This window comes from Thermoanaerobaculia bacterium, from assembly GCA_035260525.1.
Taxonomy (GTDB): domain Bacteria; phylum Acidobacteriota; class Thermoanaerobaculia; order UBA5066; family DATFVB01; genus DATFVB01.
The window spans coordinates 1-17694 of sequence record DATFVB010000205.1; the positions used below are offsets into that span (position 1 = coordinate 1).

The 17694-nt window shown below is 68.7% G+C and carries 15 protein-coding genes; 7 read left to right on the forward strand and 8 right to left on the reverse strand.

Annotated elements, in window-relative coordinates:
* Window positions 1-1023, forward strand: a 1023-nt coding sequence (locus VKH46_10290) for a hypothetical protein (protein HKB71220.1), incomplete at its 5' end; no start/stop codon positions are given.
* Here VKH46_10290 and VKH46_10295 read toward each other — a convergent pair.
* The 3 genes from VKH46_10295 to VKH46_10305 form a co-directional block, all read right to left on the reverse strand.
* Entirely contained in the window at window positions 1020-1523 is a 504-nt protein-coding gene (locus VKH46_10295; GenBank protein HKB71221.1) for a GNAT family N-acetyltransferase, read from the reverse strand. The two genes, VKH46_10290 and VKH46_10295, sit on opposite strands and share 4 nt — an antisense overlap.
* Window positions 1524-1616: 93 nt before the next feature.
* Entirely contained in the window at window positions 1617-2060 is a 444-nt protein-coding gene (locus tag VKH46_10300) for an FKBP-type peptidyl-prolyl cis-trans isomerase (GenBank protein HKB71222.1), read from the reverse strand.
* A 22-nt stretch (window positions 2061-2082) separates the two neighbouring features.
* A complete protein-coding gene (locus tag VKH46_10305; protein HKB71223.1) occupies window positions 2083-3162 on the reverse strand; it encodes a DUF1573 domain-containing protein in 1080 nt (359 codons plus the stop codon).
* Between the two features lie 143 nt (window positions 3163-3305).
* On the opposite strand from VKH46_10305, the gene VKH46_10310 reads away from it, so the two are divergent.
* Window positions 3306-4709, forward strand: coding sequence for a Mur ligase family protein (locus VKH46_10310; GenBank protein ID HKB71224.1), 1404 nt, complete (start codon window positions 3306-3308; stop codon window positions 4707-4709).
* 162 nt (window positions 4710-4871) lie between these two features.
* Entirely contained in the window at window positions 4872-5315 is a 444-nt protein-coding gene (locus VKH46_10315) for a hypothetical protein (GenBank protein ID HKB71225.1), read from the forward strand.
* 285 nt (window positions 5316-5600) lie between these two features.
* On the opposite strand, the gene VKH46_10320 is transcribed toward VKH46_10315, so the two are convergent.
* From VKH46_10320 to hslV, 3 genes are read right to left on the reverse strand one after another with little or no spacing between them, the layout of a single operon-like run.
* Window positions 5601-6743, reverse strand: a complete 1143-nt coding sequence (locus VKH46_10320; GenBank protein HKB71226.1) for a hypothetical protein — start codon at window positions 6741-6743, stop codon at window positions 5601-5603.
* Window positions 6740-8104: an ATP-dependent protease ATPase subunit HslU gene (gene hslU, locus VKH46_10325; protein HKB71227.1), complete on the reverse strand. Its 1365-nt coding sequence runs from the start codon at window positions 8102-8104 to the stop codon at window positions 6740-6742. Before hslU ends, VKH46_10320 begins: the two co-directional genes overlap by 4 nt.
* A gap of 34 nt (window positions 8105-8138) precedes the next feature.
* Window positions 8139-8678, reverse strand: coding sequence for an ATP-dependent protease subunit HslV (gene hslV / locus VKH46_10330; GenBank protein ID HKB71228.1), 540 nt, complete (start codon window positions 8676-8678; stop codon window positions 8139-8141).
* A 947-nt stretch (window positions 8679-9625) separates the two neighbouring features.
* On the opposite strand from hslV, the gene VKH46_10335 reads away from it, so the two are divergent.
* Window positions 9626-10237 carry a DedA family protein gene (locus VKH46_10335; GenBank protein HKB71229.1) on the forward strand — a complete coding sequence of 204 codons (612 nt, stop codon included), beginning with the start codon at window positions 9626-9628 and terminating at the stop codon, window positions 10235-10237.
* 296 nt (window positions 10238-10533) lie between these two features.
* A complete protein-coding gene (polA, locus tag VKH46_10340) occupies window positions 10534-13206 on the forward strand; it encodes a DNA polymerase I (protein ID HKB71230.1) in 2673 nt (890 codons plus the stop codon).
* 412 nt (window positions 13207-13618) lie between these two features.
* Here polA and VKH46_10345 read toward each other — a convergent pair whose 3' ends face one another.
* Window positions 13619-14443, reverse strand: coding sequence for a hypothetical protein (locus VKH46_10345; GenBank protein HKB71231.1), 825 nt, complete (start codon window positions 14441-14443; stop codon window positions 13619-13621).
* A gap of 109 nt (window positions 14444-14552) precedes the next feature.
* On the opposite strand from VKH46_10345, the gene VKH46_10350 reads away from it, so the two are divergent.
* Both VKH46_10350 and VKH46_10355 read left to right on the forward strand, forming a co-directional pair.
* Window positions 14553-15632: a hypothetical protein gene (locus tag VKH46_10350; GenBank protein HKB71232.1), complete on the forward strand. Its 1080-nt coding sequence runs from the start codon at window positions 14553-14555 to the stop codon at window positions 15630-15632.
* A 50-nt stretch (window positions 15633-15682) separates the two neighbouring features.
* The gene (locus VKH46_10355; protein HKB71233.1) at window positions 15683-16951 is read left to right on the forward strand and encodes a DUF1015 domain-containing protein; all 1269 of its coding nucleotides are present in this window, start codon (window positions 15683-15685) and stop codon (window positions 16949-16951) included.
* 286 nt (window positions 16952-17237) lie between these two features.
* Here VKH46_10355 and VKH46_10360 read toward each other — a convergent pair.
* Window positions 17238-17694: class I SAM-dependent methyltransferase (locus tag VKH46_10360; GenBank protein ID HKB71234.1), on the reverse strand; the 457-nt coding region annotated here is incomplete at its 5' end.

Consider the following 17694-nt stretch of genomic DNA (forward strand, 5'->3'; position numbering starts at 1 on the left):
CCGGGGACGGTGTGGGCGGGGACGAACTTCGGAACCTTCAAGACCGAAGACGGCGGAGCGAGCTGGGCGGCGGGAAACCGCGGCATGAACGGCACGGTGGTCAACGCGCTCGCCGCCACGCCCTCGGGCCTCTACGCCGCCACGGGGGGAAGCGGGATCCTGCGAAGCGCCGACGGCGGAGCGACCTGGGAAGCGGCCGAAACCGACGCGCTGACCGTCTTCGCGCTCGCGAGCGACGGGAGCGCCGGGCCGACGCTCTACGCCGGGACGGATCAGGGCCTCTGGAAGTCGTCGGGAGGAGGGTCCTGGAGCGCCGTCGGCGGCACGCTCGCGACCAACAACGTCTACTCGGTCGCCGTCGATCCGCGAAATCCCTCGGTCGTCTGGGCGGGGACGTTCCTCGGCGGGCTCCTGCGGAGCGACGATGGCGGGGAGAGCTGGACGGCCGTTCCTCTCGGTTCCGGAAGCGAGACGGTGTTCGCGATCGCGATCGCTCCGGAAGAGGGGCCGATCTACGCGGGCACCGGCCATGGCGTCTTTCGGAGCTTCGACGGCGGTGCCTCCTGGACGGCGGCCGGCGCGGGCTCCTTCGCGGGATCGGCATTCTCGCTCGCGATCGATCCGCGTTCTCCGAGCGTCGTTTACGCCGGAACGGAAGGAAGCGGAATCGTCAGGAGCGCCGACGGGGGCTCGACGTGGCGTCCCGCCGGTCATGGCCTCACGGCCTCGGACGTCTACAGCGTCGCGTTCGACCGGACGGGCGGGCCGCTCTATGCCGGCACGCGCAACGGCGGCGTCTTCCGCAGCCTCGACGGCGAAACCTGGAGCGCGGTCAACGCGGGTCTGACGAGCTCGACCGTCTTTTCCCTCGCGTTCGACGGCGCGTCCCCTTCGCTCGTCTATGCCGGGACGTACGGCGGAGGCGTCTTCGAATACAGCGCGGCGGCGTCGGCCGCCGTCCCGTCGCGCGCGCCCGTCGAGCCGGTTCCGGCTCCGGGGATCGCGGTCGTGGACGGGCGTTAGCGCGATTCGTCTTCGGCGGCCGCGGCGAGCGCGCGGATCTCCGGCGCTTCCAGGGAGTACCTCAGCCATTCCCGATGCTGCCGCGCGCCGAGACGGCGGTAGAAGTCGAGCGCGCGCTCGTTCCAGTCGAGGACGGCCCACTCCATGCGCCCGCAGTCGCGGCTCTCGGCGATCCGGGCGAGCTCGGCCATGAGCGCGCCGCCGGCCCCTTCGCCGCGGGCCTCTCGCGCGACCACGATATCCTCGAGGTAGAGGCCGAGACGCGCGCGAAACGACGTCGGGAAGAAGAAGTAGATCGCGATTCCGACGATCGTCCCGCCGCGCTCCGCGACGAGGGCGTCGAACCGCTTTTCGTCGAAGATCCACGCCAGCAGGCGGCGTCCCTCGGCGTCGGACGGCCCTTCGAGGCGCTCGAAATCCGCGAGCTCACGCTCGAGCCGCACGATCGCGTCGCCGTCGGCGGGCTCGGCCGGGCGGACGGCGATGAAGGGACGATTCATACGTCGATGCTAACTTAGCGGACTCTCGCCGTCATGAAACAAAAAAGCGGCGGGGAAGACCCGCCGCTTCGATCATCCGTGCGATGCCGGGAGTTACTTGATGCCGAGGAGCTCGACCTCGAAGACGAGCGTCGCATTGGGCGGAATCACGCCGCCGGCGCCGCGGGAGCCGTAAGCGAGCTCCGGAGGGATCGTCAGCTTGCGCTTCCCGCCGACTTTCATCGTCGCCACTCCCTCGTCCCATCCCTTGATGACGTGCCCTTCCCCGAGAGCGAACTCGAACGGGCGTCCGCGGTCGACCGAGGAGTCGAACTTCTTTCCGTTGGTCAGCCATCCGGTGTAGTGCACCGACACCGTCTGGCCGAGCTTGGGCTGGGCGCCCTCGCCGACTTTCAGGTCTTCGTATTGCAGTCCGTCGCGCAAGCGCACCACCTTTCCTTCGTCTCCGGACTTCGCCGGCTTGTCTTCGGCGGCAATGAGGCCGGCCGAGAGCGTCACCGCTCCGACGAGCGCCGCTCCCCACAGGATCTTCTTCATCGGTTCCTTCCCTTCCCTTCGATCAGAGGACGTTGCCGGTCAGCGGCACGTCGATTTCCGGGCGTTCCTTGTCCGACGTGTAGATCTTCAGCATTCCGGAGAACTCCCCTTTCTTGAGATCGGTCTTCGGCTTGAGCACGATCGTGTAGTTGACCCCCTCGGTCATCGGCACGACTTCGGCCGAAACCCCGGAGACCGTCGTCTCGACCTTCTGGACGCGCACGGCCTGAGCCGGCTTGTTGTTCGTGAAGATCACGTTGCGCGAGATCACGTCCTTGCCCGGCGTGAAGTTGCCGAACACGATCGACGCGGGCGTGACGCTGATGCGGTCGCGCACGATGCCGGAGACGCGGATCTCCATGTCGGGCTGCTTGGCCACACCGGTCTTGACGTGGACCGGCGCGTTCAGCACGCCGACGGGAGCGTTGGACTCGAGCGTGACGTGGAGCTTGTACTGCTCTCCGGCCTTTCCTTCGAGCTTCTCCTTGTCGGCGGCGGGGGAGACCTGCGCCTTGACGTACGGCTGGGAGGACTCGGCGACCGTCGGGTGGAAGTCCTTCTCGCTCGAGTAGAGGATGAGGTCCTGGCTCGCCGTGTCGCCGCGGATCGCGGAGAACCGCACGAACTCCTGCGGGGCGACCTCGACGTACGGCTTGACGATCGCCTTGATCGTCAGCGCGAGCTGGGGAGTCTCGGGATCGTTCGAGACGACGGATACCGTCTTCGTGATCGGGCCCGAGAAGTTCTTCGTGTCGACGGCCGCGGTGATCTTGCCGGTCTGCCCCGGCTTGATCGTGCGGTCGAACGACGCGACGGTGCACCCGCACGACGGGCGCGCGTCGGAGATCACGAGGTCCTGCGTCCCCGAGTTCTTCACCGTGAAGACGGCTTCGACGTGGTCGCCCTTGGCGACGGTTCCGGCGTCCTTCAGCATCGGATCGACGGAGATCTTCGGGGTGCCGACCTTGTCGGCGGCGGGGGCGGCAGCGGGGGCAGGCTTCTTCGCCGGCGCCGGCGCGGCGGCCGAGACGGGTGAAGAGCCGAGGGCGACGGCCGCGGCGAGGATCGCCGGAACGGCCGCTCGTGTCAGAAATCGGCGCATGGTTCGTCCTTTCTCGTTATGCGGGCTCAAGCAAACAAGGAAAACTAGCACCCCGGGCGTCTTTATTTCAACTTTTCGAGGAGGGCCCGGCGCGGGGAGGCCCCGGCGTACGCGATTTCGACGCCGTGAGGCAGAATGGGGCGGTGAACGGGGAAAAGCTCTATTTCATCGCTGTCGGCGGGACCGCGATGGCGCCGCTCGCGGTGCTCCTCTCCGGCCGGGGACACCGGGTGAGCGGCTCCGACACGGCGCTCTATCCGCCCATGTCCGACCTGATCGCCCGGGCGGGGATTCCCGTTCTCTCCGGTTTCCGCGCCGAGAACGTGCCGGCGGACGCCGACCGCGTCGTCATCGGCAACGCCGTGCCGCGGACGAACCCGGAAGTACAGCGCGTCCTCGAGCTCGGACTTCCGTACCTTTCCCTGCCGCAGGCGATCCGGCGCTTTCTCCTGCCGGGGAAGCATTCGGTCGTCGTGACCGGCACCCACGGGAAGACGACGACCTCGGCGCTGCTCGCCTGGATCCTGACCGACGCCGGGCGCGACCCCGGATTCCTCGTCGGCGGCGAGCTCAAGAATTTCGGAGCGGGCTTTCGCGACGGCGCCGGCCCCCATTTCCTGCTCGAGGGGGACGAGTACAACGCGGCGTTCTTCGACCGCGGGCCCAAATTCCTCCACTACGAGCCGCGGACGCTTCTCGTCAACAACGTGGAGTTCGACCACGCGGACCTCTATCCCGACGTGAAGGCCGTCGAGGACGCCTTCCGGAAGGTGATCGTGATCGTCCCGCCGGACGGTGTGGTCGTCGCCAATGGAGACGACCCGCGCGTGCGCACTCTCGCGGAAAGCGCGCGCGCTCCCGTCGTCTTCGTGTCGCTCGAAGGAGACGGGGAAGTGGACGCGGCGGACCTCGCAGTCGACGCCGGCGGGACGGAGTTCACCGTTGCCGGCCCGGGGGAGACCGTGCGCCTGCGATCCCCCCTTTTCGGCCGCCACAACGTCCGCAACGCCGCGATGGCGTACGCGGCGGCGCGGCGTCTCGGACTCTCCGCCGGCGAGATCTCGGCCGCGCTTCCGCGGTTTTCGGGGGTGAAGCGCCGTCTCGAGGTCCTCGGCACCCGAAACGGCGTCCTCTACGTCGACGACTTCGCGCACCATCCGACGGCGGTCTTCGAGACGCTCGCCGCCGCGCGGCAGCGCTGGCCCGGCCGGCGGGTGTGGGGCCTGTTCGAGCCGCGGTCGATCACGGCAGGCCGGAAGTTCTTCGAGAAGGATTACGAGCGCGCGCTCGCGGCCGCCGACTGCGTCGTCCTCGCGCCGGTCTTCCACGCGGGCCGATTCACTCCCGACCAGCTGATCGACCGCGAAGCGGTGCGGCGAGCTCTCTCGGCGCTCGGACGGCGCGTGTTCCTGCCCGAACGGGTCGAGGAGATCGAGCCCATCCTCGAGCGCGAAGCGCGCCCCGACGACGTCGTCCTGCTGATGTCCTCGGGCGACCTGGCGGGCCTGCGCCGGCGCATTTCCGACGATACCGGGCGAGCCACCTGACGAAATGGTGCGGCCGATTCGGGAATAGAAACCGAGCTGTTTGACAGCTAACGGGTTGCGCTGGCACTCTTTTGGCATGCTCCTTCCAACCTCCTGACGGTGTGAGGTTTCGGCCCCCGCCTCGATGAATAAGTGGGGTCTGTGCAATGTAGGAGGTGTCTTTTGAAGAAGAATTGGATGGCTCTCTCGGCGGCGGCGATCTTCGCCGTGGCCTACACGGCGTCGGCGCAGACGGGCAGCACGGCCGACACGAACAAGACGATGGCCCAGAAGACCGAGACCAAGCATACCGGTCCCGGACCGAACACCAAGAGCAAGGGGAAGACGGTTATCGGCACCGTCAAGGAGCTCGACGCCGGCAAGAAGATCACCGTGACCGGCCCGAAGAACAAGGACTACAGTTTCGACCTCAGCGCCAGCGATACGACCGCCAACGTCGATCCGGCCGTCGCCGTCGGCAACAAGGTCAAGGTCCACGAGGCGACCGATGACGCGGGCAAGAAGACCGTGACGGTCTCTCCGTACACCGGCAAGACGATGATGCATCACAAGAAGATGATGAAGAAGTCGACCGAGCCCAAGGAAGCTCCGCCGGCCACGAAGTAACGACATTCTCTTCGTCGAATCGAGGCGCCCCCTCCGGGGCGCCTTTTTTTTTCCCGTCGCGGGAGCTGGCTCGGGGACCGATAGCGCGTGGCGGCGCCGCGGCTCGTCGAACGAGCGACTCGACCGCGGCGCCGCCACCCCCTCGCCGACGCTCCCGCTCCCGCATCGCGGGACCTCCGCTCGGTTACTTCGCGGAGGGTCCCCCGCGATGCGAAGAGCCCGAAAGTGTCATGAGTGGCGCTCAGTTGCCAACGAGTCCCTCTCCGGCGTCGAAGGGCGCGACGGTTACTCGAAGGGCTTGGCGACCGCTTCCGGCGACGCCGCGCTCTCGTTCCCGCTCTTGTCGACGGCGCGGACGGTGTAGCGGTAGGTCCCTCCCGGCGAGACCGTCGCGTCGTCGAACTCCGGGCGGTCGGGCGGCGCGGTGCCGACGAGCGAAAGCGCGCCGCCGTTCTCCGTGCGCCAGATCCGGTATTCGGCGAGGTCCTTCGCTTCGACCGGGTCCCATGAGAGACGGACGCGGCGCTCTTCGGGCAGCGCGTCGACCCGTGCGACGCGGGGCGGCGGAAAGACGTCCCGGTAGTCGACCCCGAACTGGACGGCGGGGGGGCCTTCCGCCTTTGCGCGGTCCTTCGCGATGGCCGTCACCGTGTAGACGTACGCCGATCCGTACGCGGCGGTCGTGTCGGCGAGCTCGGGCGCCGAAACCGGGTCGGCGTTCAAGGGAGCGCCGTAATCGGGGTCGGCGAGAAGCCGCCGGTACACGCGATAGCCGGCGATCTCGACGGGCGCTCCGGAGAGGTCCTTCTCCGGCGGCTTCCACGTCAGGCAAATGCGCTTTTCCTCGGCCTCGGCCAGGAGGTCCGCCGGCGCGGCGGGAGGAACCGCCGGAACGAGTGTGGCGATGTTCGAGATCTCGCTCCGCTCGCCGTTTCGGCGCACGGCGACGACCGCCCACCCGAGGGTCGGTGGATGCGGGAGCGCGAGGAACGGCCGCAGATCGTCGCGCCAGACGATCCGGCTTCCGCGGGTCGCCGCGGAGAAGAAGTCGGAAGGAATCGCCGCGGCGCGATGGGACGCGGAGAGGATCTGATCCTCGCGCCGGCGCTCCGCCTCGGCGCGCCGGCGCTCGCCCGAGATCGGCGCGCGGTCGGAGCGCGCGCCCGCCGCGACCGCCGGCGAAGTGAAGGCCGGCGAGGGGTTCTCCATCCGGTAGACGTCGATCTCGACCAGGTCCCGCAGCGGCGCGCCGTCGACGCGCTGGGAGGGGAACGTGAACGAGATCTCGACGGACTCCCCCTGCTGCTCGGCGGCGAGGTCGTGCGTGCGCGCGGGACGGGTCGGGAGCGGCGGGAGCGGGTCTCCCTTCTTCCCGCATCCGCCCGCGGCGACGGCGATGAGAAGGATCCCCGCGGCGCGACGGATCACAGGACGTAGCGGGAGAGGTCTTCGTTGCGGGCGAGGTCGGCGACCCGCTCGCGGACCATCGCCGCGTCGATGGACAGCGTCTTGCCCGAGAGCTCCGGGCCCTCGAACGAGACCTCCTCGAGGAGCCTCTCGAGGATCGTGTGGAGCCGGCGCGCGCCGATGTTTTCGAGCTGCCGGTTGACGCGCTCGGCCCATTTGGCGATCTCGGCGACGGCGTCGTCGGTGAACTCGAGCACGACCCCCTCGGCCGAGAGGAGCGCCCGGTACTGCTTCGTCAGCGCGTTCTCCGGCTCCGTCAGGATCCGCACGAAGTCCCCCTCGGAGAGGGAGTCGAGCTCGACGCGGATCGGAAATCTTCCCTGGAGCTCGGGAATCAGGTCCGAGGGCTTGGCGACGTGGAACGCGCCGGCGGCGATGAAGAGGACGTGGTCGGTGCGCACCATCCCGTGCTTGGTATGCACCTGCGTTCCCTCGACGATCGGCAGCAGGTCGCGCTGGACCCCTTCCCGCGACACGTCCGGCCCGCCGCGGCTCCCTTCGCGTCCCGCGACCTTGTCGATCTCGTCGAGGAAGACGATCCCCGCCGACTCGGCGCGGGCGACCGCCTCGCGGGAGAGCTGCTGCGGGTCGATCAGCCGCGACTCCTCCTCGCTCCGCAGGATCTGGCGCGCTTCGGAGACCGGGCAGGAGCGGTTCTTCTTCTTCCCGCCGAAGATGTTCGGGAGCATGTCCTTCAACGACACGTCCATCTCCTCGGCGCCCTGGTTGGTGAGAATCTGGAACGACGGAAACGCCTGCTCGGTCACCTCGACGTCGATCATCCGGTCCTCGAGCTTCCCTTCGCGAAGGAGCGCGCGGAGCTTGCGCCGGGTCTCCTCGGCTTCGGCGGGGGCGAGCTTGGGCAGGAGGAGGTCGAGCAGGCGTTCTTCCGTCCGCGCCTCTGCCTGCGCCGCGATCTCGCGCGTCTTCTCCTCGCGCACGAGCCCGACGGCCACCTCCGTCAGGTCGCGGACGATCGATTCGACGTCGCGTCCGACGTAGCCGACCTCGGTGAATTTCGACGCCTCGATCTTCAGGAAGGGCGCCCTCGCGAGACGGGCGAGGCGGCGCGCGATCTCGGTCTTGCCGACGCCGGTCGGCCCCATCATCAGGATGTTCTTCGGGAGGATCTCGCGCGCGACCTCCGGCGGCAGGCGCAGGCGGCGCCAGCGGTTCCGGAGCGCGACCGCGACCGCGCGCTTGGCCTTGTCCTGCCCGACGATGAACTTGTCGAGCTCGGCGACGATCTGGCGCGGCGTGAGGTCTCCGCCGTCCGCTTTCGCGGCCTCGGTTTTCGCCGACTCGGCGAGGTCGCCCGGCATCAGGAAGACCACGATCAGCAGCCCGCACTATTCATTACAGCTCTTCGACCTTGATGCGGTCGTTCGTGTAGATGTCGATCCCGGCGGCGATCGTCAGCGCCTCGCGCGCGAGCTCCGGAGCCGGCAGCGTCGTGTGCTTGAGGAGCGCGCGGGCGGCCGCGAGAGCGTACGGACCGCCGGAGCCGATCGCCAGCAGCCCTTCGTCGGGGGAGATCAGGTCGCCGGTGCCCGAGATGAGGAGGGACAGCTCCTTGTCCGCGACGATCAAGAGCGCCTCGAGCTGCCGCAGGATCTTGTCCGTTCGCCAGTCGCGGGCGAGCTCGATCGCGGAGCGCTCGAGGTTCCCGCGGTGCTCGTCCAGCTTCGCCTCGAATTTCGAGAAGAGGGCGAAGGCGTCGGCGGAGGTGCCCGCAAACCCCGCGAGCACCCTTCCCTCGTAGAGCCGGCGGATCTTCGCCGCGCCGGTCTTCATCACCGTCGTTCCCATCGTGACCTGGCCGTCGCCGGCGATCGCGACCCGGCCGTCGCGGCGGACGCAGAGGACCGTCGTGGAGCGCATCTGGCGGGATTTCATGGACGCCATCGAAAAACTCTAGCACGCGACACGTCGGCCGGTCGCGCTCGCGCTGACGCGCTGGAACGCGCCGGCCTCCCACGTCGCGGACCTCCTCCGCTTCGGTTACTCGCGGAGACTTTCCGCGACGTGTCCTCCGCGGCTCGCCTGCTCGGCTCGACCGCTACGGGGCCCGACGGGAAAAGCACGGCGGCGGCTCGCGATGACTCCGCTCGACCGCCGCGAATGAGGATCAAACGCCCGATCGGAACGGCCACGACCGGTCGCGCCTGGCGGCCGCGAGACCGTGCGTCCTGAGTTTCTCTTGTCAATCCCGTGTGCGCCGGAATCCAGAGCTCTGGGTCCCCGCTCCCCGCTTTCGCGGGGACAAGCTTTGCGGGGACGACCGCGTCGCGGTCGCTCACCGCGATCTCGTCGGCTCCCCGCATCCCGCCGGGCTCGCGCCTCGCCGCGCCTCGCCGTTGTCATAACTGATCGCCGGAGGTCTTCGATTCGCGGCGTTGCGGCGCGGCGACTTGTCGCGCCGAAGCCCTCCGAAGCCTTGGCGAAGGAGGGCGGAGGCGGATGCATCCGTCGCGGGAGCTTGCTCGGGGGACGGGAGCGCGTGGCGGCGGCGCAGCTCGTCGAATCTCCCTCATCCGGCGGCCTACGGCCGCCACCTTCTCCCGGCGGGAGAAGTCGCGCGGAGGCGTCGCTTCGCGACGCAGCCTTGTGTCGACTCGACCGCGCCCGCCGCCACCCCCTCGCCGCGCTCTCGCTCCCGCATCGCGGGAATTTCGGCTCGGTGACTTCACCGAAATTCACCGCGATGCGATGGGCCCGACGAAGCGAGCCCGCAGGCTCGGTCGGCACCGTCTGCCTTCCTCGCCCTTCGCGGTTACCGTCGACGACCCGCCCTCTGATCCGGCCCGCTCCGGCGACGACGCCCGTGCTATCGTGCGCGGGTTTTGATCGGACATCTCGTCGCTCTCGTCTCGCGGTTCATCCTGGCCACGATCCAGTCGGGGGGCTACGCCGGCGTCGCGGGTCTCATGGCGATCGAGTCCGCCTGCATCCCCCTCCCGTCCGAGCTGATCATGCCGTTTGCCGGATTCCTCGCCTCGCAGGGGCGTTTTTCCGTCGGATGGCTCGGCTTCTTCGGGGCGGTCGGCTGCGTCGTCGGTTCGATCCCGGCCTACTACCTCGGGCTCTATGGGGGGCGGCCGCTCATCGAAAAATACGGCAAGTGGGTGCTCCTCTCGCACCACGATCTCGACCTCGCCGACCGGCTCTTCCAGCGCCACGGCGAGCCGGTCGTCTTCGTCGCCCGCCTTCTTCCCGTCATCCGCACGTTCATCGCTTTTCCCGCCGGGGTCTCGCGGATGGACATGCGCCGCTTCGTCCTCTACACGTTTTCGGGATCGCTTCCCTGGTGCCTCGGGCTCGCGTGGATCGGGTCGAAGCTCGGCGAGCACTGGACGGTGCTGGGCGCGTACTTTCACAAGTTCGACGCGGCGATCGGCGTGATGATTCTCGCGGGGTTCGCTCTCTTCGTCTGGCGACACCTTCGGCGGCAGTAGGGCGCGGCGATACATCGAGCCGGACGGGCGCGTGCCGCCCGCGTGACCCTCCGACGTACGCTCTCGGTACGCCTGCGGGTCCCGCGGAGCGGCCCGCATCCCGTCCACCTTCGCCAAGGCTACGGCGGATCGTGTCAACAACGGTGCTTGCGGCTCAGGGGCCCGTCGAAACGATTAATCCGCCATAGCTCGTAGAGCGGCGGCGATCGGGCTCGCGTCTCACCGCGCTTGAAGCCGGGAGGATTTTTCCCGTGCGCCGACAGAGGGAGCTTCCGCACGCGGGATAAACTCGAATCGTGGCGGAAAAGCGGCCCCTGTTGTATCTCGTCGACGGCTCCAACGCGCTCCACCGCGCGTTCCACGCGATCCGTTCGCTCAACAACTCGAAGGGCTTCCCGACCAACGCGATCTACGGATTCGCGGCGATCCTGAGGAAGCTCGTTCGCGAGCACAAGCCGTCGCACGTCGGAATCGCGTTCGACATCTCGGAATCGACCGCCCGGAAGGAGGCCTACGCCGACTACAAGGCCCAGAGGAAGCCGATGGCGGACGACCTCGCCGTGCAGATCCCGTACATCCGCCGGCTCTGCGAGGCGTTCCGCATGCCGATCCTGGAGCTCCACGGCTTCGAGGCCGACGACGTGATCGCGACCCTCGCGATGAAGGCGGCGGCGCAGGGGATCGACGTCGTGCTCTTCACGACCGACAAGGACTTTCTGCAGCTCGTCGGGCCGCGAGTCCGCATGTACCAGGCGATGCGCGAAAAGATGCTCGATGCCGGCGGGGTCGAGGAGTTCTTCGGCGTGCCGCCCGAGCGGGTCGGAGACGTGCTCGCGATCATGGGAGACGCCTCCGACAACGTCCCGGGCGTGGCCGGCATCGGCGAGGTCGGCGCGAAGAAGCTCGTCCAGCAGTACGGCTCTCTCGAGAACGTCCTCGCGCACGCGTCGGAGATCACGGCGAAGAAGACGCGCGAGGCGCTCGCCGCGGGCGCCGAGAACGCGCGCCTGTCGCGGCGGCTCGTCGAGCTCGAGCGCAGCCTCCCGGTCGAGCTCGACATGGAAGCGCTGCGGCTCGATCCCGCGGACCCGGAGAAGCTGAAGGCGCTCTACTCCGAGCTCGAGTTCCATTCCCTCGTCGAGGAGCTCGAGTCGGCGGCGCCGGGCTCGGTCGAGGACGTCGCGTTCCGGAAGCTCGCGGCGGGGGAGCCGTTCACGCCGTCGGCCGCGGCTGAATGGCTCGGCGTCTCGGTCGTCGGGTTGAGCGGCCCCTCGGCCGCCGCGCCGTCCGGCCCGGGGGACGCGACGCTGCCGCTCGAGAGCGGACCCGCGAAGATACCGGCCGACGGGCGGTATCTCTTCGCGCTCTCCGACGGGGCGGAGACGGCCGTCGGCGAAGAGACCGGAAACGAGCTCGCCGCGAGGCTCGCGGCGCTCCGCGGCGTCGCGTGGGTCTCTCCCGACGCGAAGGGTATCGACGCATTCCTGCTGCGGCACGGCATCGACGATCCGCCCGCGATCTTCGACCCGTGCGTCGCGCGGTACGTGCTCGCCTGCGGGACGTCGAATCCCGAGTTCGAGGCGATCGCGCTCGACCTCTTCCGGCGAAAGGCGGCCACCGCGAAGGAGGCGGGAATTCCCGGCGGGACGATCGAGACCGCCGGACGCTGGGCGGCCGAGCGCGCCCGATGGGCCCTCGAGATGCGCGAGAAGCTCGGCGGGGAGCTCGCCGAGAAGCCGAACCTCCGGCGCGTCTTCGAGACGATCGAGACGCCGCTCACTCCGGTGCTCGCGCGGATGGAAGCGGCGGGAATTCTCGTCGACGTCCCGTATCTGCGGGCGCTGTCGGAGCGGATGGCGGCCGACGTCGCGCGCCTCGAATCGGAGATCTTCTCGGAGGCGGGCGAGGCCTTCAACGTCGCCTCGCCGCCGCAGCTTTCCCGGATCCTCTTCGAGAAGCTGAACCTTCCGACGGGGAGGAAGACCGCGAAGACGAAGTCGTTCTCGACCGGCGTCGAGACGCTCCAGACGCTGGCCTCCCAGGGGTACCGCATCGCGTCGCTCCTGATGGAGCACCGCGAGATCTCGAAGCTCAAGGGGACCTACGCGGACGCCCTGCCCCAGCTCGTCGACGCCGGGAACCGCATCCACGCGAAGTTCAACCAGACGGTCGCCGCGACCGGACGGCTGTCGTCGTCCGACCCGAACCTGCAGAACATCCCGATCCGGACCGGGGCGGGACGCGAGATCCGCCGCGGCTTCATCGCGCCGGAAGGACGCCGCCTGCTCGCCGCCGACTACTCGCAGATCGAGCTGCGCATCCTCGCGCACGTCTCCGGCGACGCCGCGATGATCCAGGCGTTCGCCGAGGGACAGGACGTCCACCGCGCGACGGCGGCGAAGGTCTTCAACGTCTCCCCGGACCTCGTCACGCTCGAGATGCGGATCGCGGCCAAGAGGATCAACTTCGGGCTGCTGTACGGGATGGGGGCGTTCTCCCTCGCCAAGGACCTCGGGGTGCCGACGGGAGAGGCGAAGGAATTCATCGAAGCCTACTTCGCGCAGTTTCCCGGCGTCCGCGCGACGCTGGAGGGAGTCGTCGCCGGGGCGCGCGAGAACGGCTGCGTGACGACGATCTTCGGCCGCGAGCGCCCGATCCCGGAGATCCGGTCGAGCAACGGAATGGTGCGCGCCAACGCCGAGCGCATGGCGCAGAACGCGCCGTTCCAGGGCTCCGCGGCCGACATCGTCAAGCTCGCGATGATCGCGGTCGACCGCGGCCTGCGGGAGGGGAAGATGGGGACGCGCATGCTCCTCCAGGTGCACGACGAGCTCCTGTTCGAAGTGCCGGAGGAAGAGCTCGACCGGGCCCGGGCGCGCATCGTCGCGGAGATGGAGAGCGCGGCCGCGCTGGCGGTGCCGCTCAAGGTCGACGTCGGGGTGGGTCGCAATTGGCTGGAAGCCAAATAGGTCCGGTAGATCAGGCGCGTACCATACGCGCCGTTATACGGGCCCGTGCGGCTTGCCCGCGGGCTTAACGTACGCCCCGGTACGCCGCACCCGCGGGCCAAGCCGCCCGAGCCCGTCTTCCAACGCGTCTGGCCGCGCCTCGGCGTGGTGTCAACAGGGTCATCTCCGCCATCGCGAGCGCGGCGAATCGATCTGCAAGACGACTTCGTCCGGTTCGCGGCCGCGTCGTCGGCTTAGCTGAACGTTCGATGAAGGCTGAGCGAAATTCGGTTGTCGATAACCTGAAAGCGCGGTGAGACGCGAGCCCGACGGGATGCGTGTCGCCCGCGGCGTCCCGAGGCGTACTGAGAACGTACGTTGAGGGCGGCGCGGGCGGAACGCGCCCGTCCGGCTCGATGTATCGCCGAGCCTGCTATTGCCCGATCGATTTTTTGATCGAGGCGGCGCGCACGAGCGACACGTCGTAGCTGATCGTCCCGTCGAGCTCGAGGACGGCCCAGCAGGAGATCGCCTGCCCCTGGTTGCGGGCCGGCGTGAACGTCCAGCGCGAGATTGCGCGCTCGAGGTACGGCAGGAGCGCCGCGTCCTTGAGCTCCACCGGCGCGAGCCGCACCGCATGCCCGGTCTCGGAGATCTCGACCCAGAGCTTCACGGCGAGCGGTCCCTTGTAGCGGTCCGCGTACCATTTCGTCCGCTTCGGCAGCGCCGGCTGATCGAGAGCCTCGGCGGACTCGGCGCCCTTCAGGTCCGAAAGGGCCGGCGCGGTCGTCAGCCACGACTGGTCCCACTTCTCGGAAAGAGCCGGCGGGAGCGGATCCTGAGGCCCGACCGGGACGACCGTCGCCCGCGCGATCTGCGGACGGGAGTACTCGACTTTCAGGTCGAGCTCGATCGTCGCCCAGCCGGCGACCGCCACGCCCCCCTTCTTCGGGGGGAGGAAGTCCCATTTCAGGAACGACTGGCGTTCCTGCGCCTGGAGCGACGGGATCGGGTCGTGGACGAAGAGGATCTCCTCGATCCCGCCCTTGGCGTCGACGCGGATCGCGACGAACTCCGGAATCGTGACCTCCACTCCCGACGGGAAGTCTCGGGTGACGAGGCCCGGGGGCGTGTCGCTCGCGCACGCGAGCGGGTTGGTTTCCGGCATCGGGAGGAGAGCGGGCGCCGCCGGCGGAGCGTCCGCGGCGAACAGGGGGAGAGCGATCGAGCAGAAAAGGATCGCCGAAATGCGATTCATCAGCGCCGGAATGGTAGCACTGGTTGCGGGCGCGCCGATTGACGGCCTCACGCTCGTTTCAAGGGGCCGTTCCGATTGTCTATAATCGAAATCGGGAGGGAATTCGGGCATGAACCTTGCGGCGTCCGGAACCGAAGTGTCGACGCCGGTTGAGAATCCGTGGATCAAGAGCCGGGGATTCGATCTCGGTTTCCTGACGCTTTCCGCCGTTCTGGTGTTCCTTCCCTACTTCGGCTACGGGTTCCTGCAGCGCATGGGAATCTCGGTCGCGACGGCGTCGCTCGTGGTCGGGCTCTCGGTCACGGTGCTGGTCGGCGGTCCCCACATGTACTCGACCTACCTCCGGACGGCCCTGGAGCCCGGATTTCGCCGGCGGTTCGGGTGGCTGGCCTATCTCCCCCTCGTCGTCATCCCCGGGCTCGTCATCCTCGGCTCCGTTTACGCCTTTCCCGTCCTCCTCACGGGGTTCTTCTTCTGGGCCTCGGTCCACGTGACGCACCAGGCGCAGTACATCTCCGAGGCCTACCGGCGCAAATACCAGACGGTCTCCACGTTCGACCGGCTGCTCGACGCCGCCGTGATCCTCGGCGCCCTCTACACGATGGCGATGTTCAAGTTCGTGCGGGGCGAGTTCGTGATCGGGTCGCAGCCGCTCCTCTTTCCGCGGTTTCTCCGATCCGAGCTGCTCCCCTACGTCTTCGCGGCGGGCTTCGCGGTCCTGTTCGTGTTCTACGCCGCGCGCACGGCGGGTGAGATCCGGCGCGGCGTGGCCGGCTGGCCCCGTCTCCTCTTCATGGCGCTCACGATCTCGATGGCGTTCATCGTCCCGATCTTCGACAACCTCGACGTCTCCTTCCAGGGCTTCAACACGTGGCACTCGCTGCAGTACCTCGCGCTCACGTGGTTCATCCTCGACGGCAAGGCGCAGCGGGGCGAGATCGGCTCGCAGTTCGTCGGCAAGCTCGCGGGCCGGGCGAAGACGGCGCGTTACTACGCGGCGATGATCGGCTTCACCCTCGCCGCCGGCGTCATCTATCTCCTGCTGTGGCGCGGCCTCGGGTTCCCGCAGGACCAGTGCTACTACGTGGTCGTGCTCTCGTTCCTCCTCATCCACTACTTCTACGACCACATTCTCTTCTCGGACTTCCGCCTCCCGGCGTCCCCGCGCGCGACTCCCGCCCTGCCGTAGCGCGTCCGACTCAGGCGCGCGCTTCGATCGCGCGTATACAATCCGGGCCCATGGAAATTCATCCGTTCCGGGCGCTGAGGTACTCGCCCCAGACCATCGCCGAACGCGGCCTCGACAACCTCGTCGCGCCGCCGTACGACCGCGTGACGCCGAAGATCCGCGAGGAGCTCTACGCCCGCGCTCCCGAGAACATCGTCCACTTCGACGCGCGGAAGGAAGACGGCGGCGACGTCTACGCCGAGGCGAACTGGCAGCTGAAGGACTGGCTGCGGACCGGCGCGATGTACCACGAGCGCTCGGCGGCGGTGTGGATCCACCAGGTCGTCTTCCCGGGGCGCGACGGGACGACGAAGGCGCGGCGGTCGCTCGTGGCGCTCGTCCGGCTCGAGCCGTACGAGGGAGGGTCGATCCGCCCGCACGAGCGCACGCTCGCCAAGGCCAAGGAGGACCGGCTGAACCTCCTGCGCGCATCGCACGCCGACTTCGGGATGGTCTTCCTGCTGTCGCGCGCTCCGCTCGACCCGGCGCTCCAGACGCGCCGCGCGCCGGACCTCACGTGCCGGGACCTGGCCGGCAACCGCCACGACGCGTGGCGCGTCGAGGACACCTCCGAGCACGTGCGGTTCCAGAGGCTCCTCTCGACGGCGGGGTCGCTCATCGCCGACGGCCATCACCGGTACGAAACCGCGCTCAAATTCTCGCTTTCGCCGGAAGCCGAGAAGCTGCCGACCGCCGCGTTCAAGCTGTGCGCGATCGTCGACGTCGCCTCGCCCGGTCTCGAAGCCTTCGCCATCCCTCGGGCGGTTTCGGGGCTCCCCGATTTCTCGGCCGAGGCGATGTTCGGGAAGGCGCAGGCGTTCTTCGACTTGACGCCGCTCGGGTCCGCCGAGGAGGGACGGGCGGAGCTCGAGGCGCTCCCGCGCGACCGCTCCGGTTTCCTCGTCGTCACGAAAAACGGTGCGGGGCTCCTGACGCTGCGGGAAGGGGCGCCGGTCTCCTGGCCGGCGGAGAAGAGTGCGGCGTGGCGGCGGCTCGACGTCTCGACCCTCGAGGTCGCGTTCCTGCGCGGCGTTCTGGGCATCGAGCCCGGACAGATCGAGCGCGGGGAGCACGTGTCGTTTCCCAAGGACGAGGACGCGGCCGTCGGGCTCGCCCGGAGCGGCGGCGCGCAGATGGCGATCCTGCTCCGGCCGACGCCGATCGACGCCGTGCAGAACGTCGTCGCCCAGGGCGAGGTGCTGCCGCAGAAGTCCACGTTATTCGAGCCCAAGATGATCAGCGGTCTATTTGGGGTGTCGGTCGAGGATCCCATCGTTTAACTAGCCGGCGCGGCGATACATCGAGCCGGACGGGCGCGTGCCGTCCGCGAGACCCTGCGACATACGCCCCGGTATGCCTCGGGATCTCGCGGGCGACCCGCATCCCGTCGGGCTCGCGTCTCGCCGCGCCTCGTCACCGACGGTTTGCTGTCATTCTGTGGAACAGAAAGCCGGACGGTGTTAGCCCCGTCATGGCGAGCGAAGCGAAGCAATCTCCAGGGTCCACGGCGTGACATTGCTTCGTCGCTTCGCTCCTCGCAATGACAGGGAAGCGCCCCACTCGCGCCTAGAGCTTCACTCCCATTGCCAGCCCCTCGACCGTGGGCACGAACGTCGCCGCGAAATCGCCCCCTCCCGCCAGCTCCCGGTTGAACCGGTCGAGCGCTTCCACGCTCTCGCGGCTCCAACCCTCCTGCGGACCCCACGCCGCGCGGAAGACGTTGTCGGCGAGCAGCACGCCGCCGCGGCGCAGGTGCGCCGCCGCCCAGCGGTAGTACTCCGGATAGCCGACCTTGTCGGCATCGACGAAGACGAGGTCGAAGGGCGCGTCGCGCTCGATCCCGGGAAGGTTCTCGATCGCGCGTCCGACGTGGATCCGGACGCGGTGCTCGACTCCCGCGCGCCGGAAGGACTCCCGCGCGACCTCCGCGTGGCGCGCGTCGAACTCGAACGTGTCGAGCGTCCCGCCCGGCGGGAGCGCCCGCGCGAGGCACACGCCGGAGTAGCCGCCGAGCGTCCCGATC

Coding starts and splice junctions, on each gene's coding strand:
- VKH46_10295 (HKB71221.1), bottom strand. CDS start 1,523: ATGAATCGTCCCTTCATCGCCGTCCGCCCGGCCGAGCCCGCCGACGGC.
- VKH46_10300 (HKB71222.1), bottom strand. CDS start 2,060: ATGAAGAAGATCCTGTGGGGAGCGGCGCTCGTCGGAGCGGTGACGCTC.
- VKH46_10305 (HKB71223.1), bottom strand. CDS start 3,162: ATGCGCCGATTTCTGACACGAGCGGCCGTTCCGGCGATCCTCGCCGCG.
- hslU (HKB71227.1), bottom strand. CDS start 8,104: ATGCCGGGCGACCTCGCCGAGTCGGCGAAAACCGAGGCCGCGAAAGCG.
- hslV (HKB71228.1), bottom strand. CDS start 8,678: ATGAAATCCCGCCAGATGCGCTCCACGACGGTCCTCTGCGTCCGCCGC.
- VKH46_10345 (HKB71231.1), bottom strand. CDS start 14,443: ATGAATCGCATTTCGGCGATCCTTTTCTGCTCGATCGCTCTCCCCCTG.
- VKH46_10350 (HKB71232.1), top strand. CDS start 14,553: ATGAACCTTGCGGCGTCCGGAACCGAAGTGTCGACGCCGGTTGAGAAT.
- VKH46_10355 (HKB71233.1), top strand. CDS start 15,683: ATGGAAATTCATCCGTTCCGGGCGCTGAGGTACTCGCCCCAGACCATC.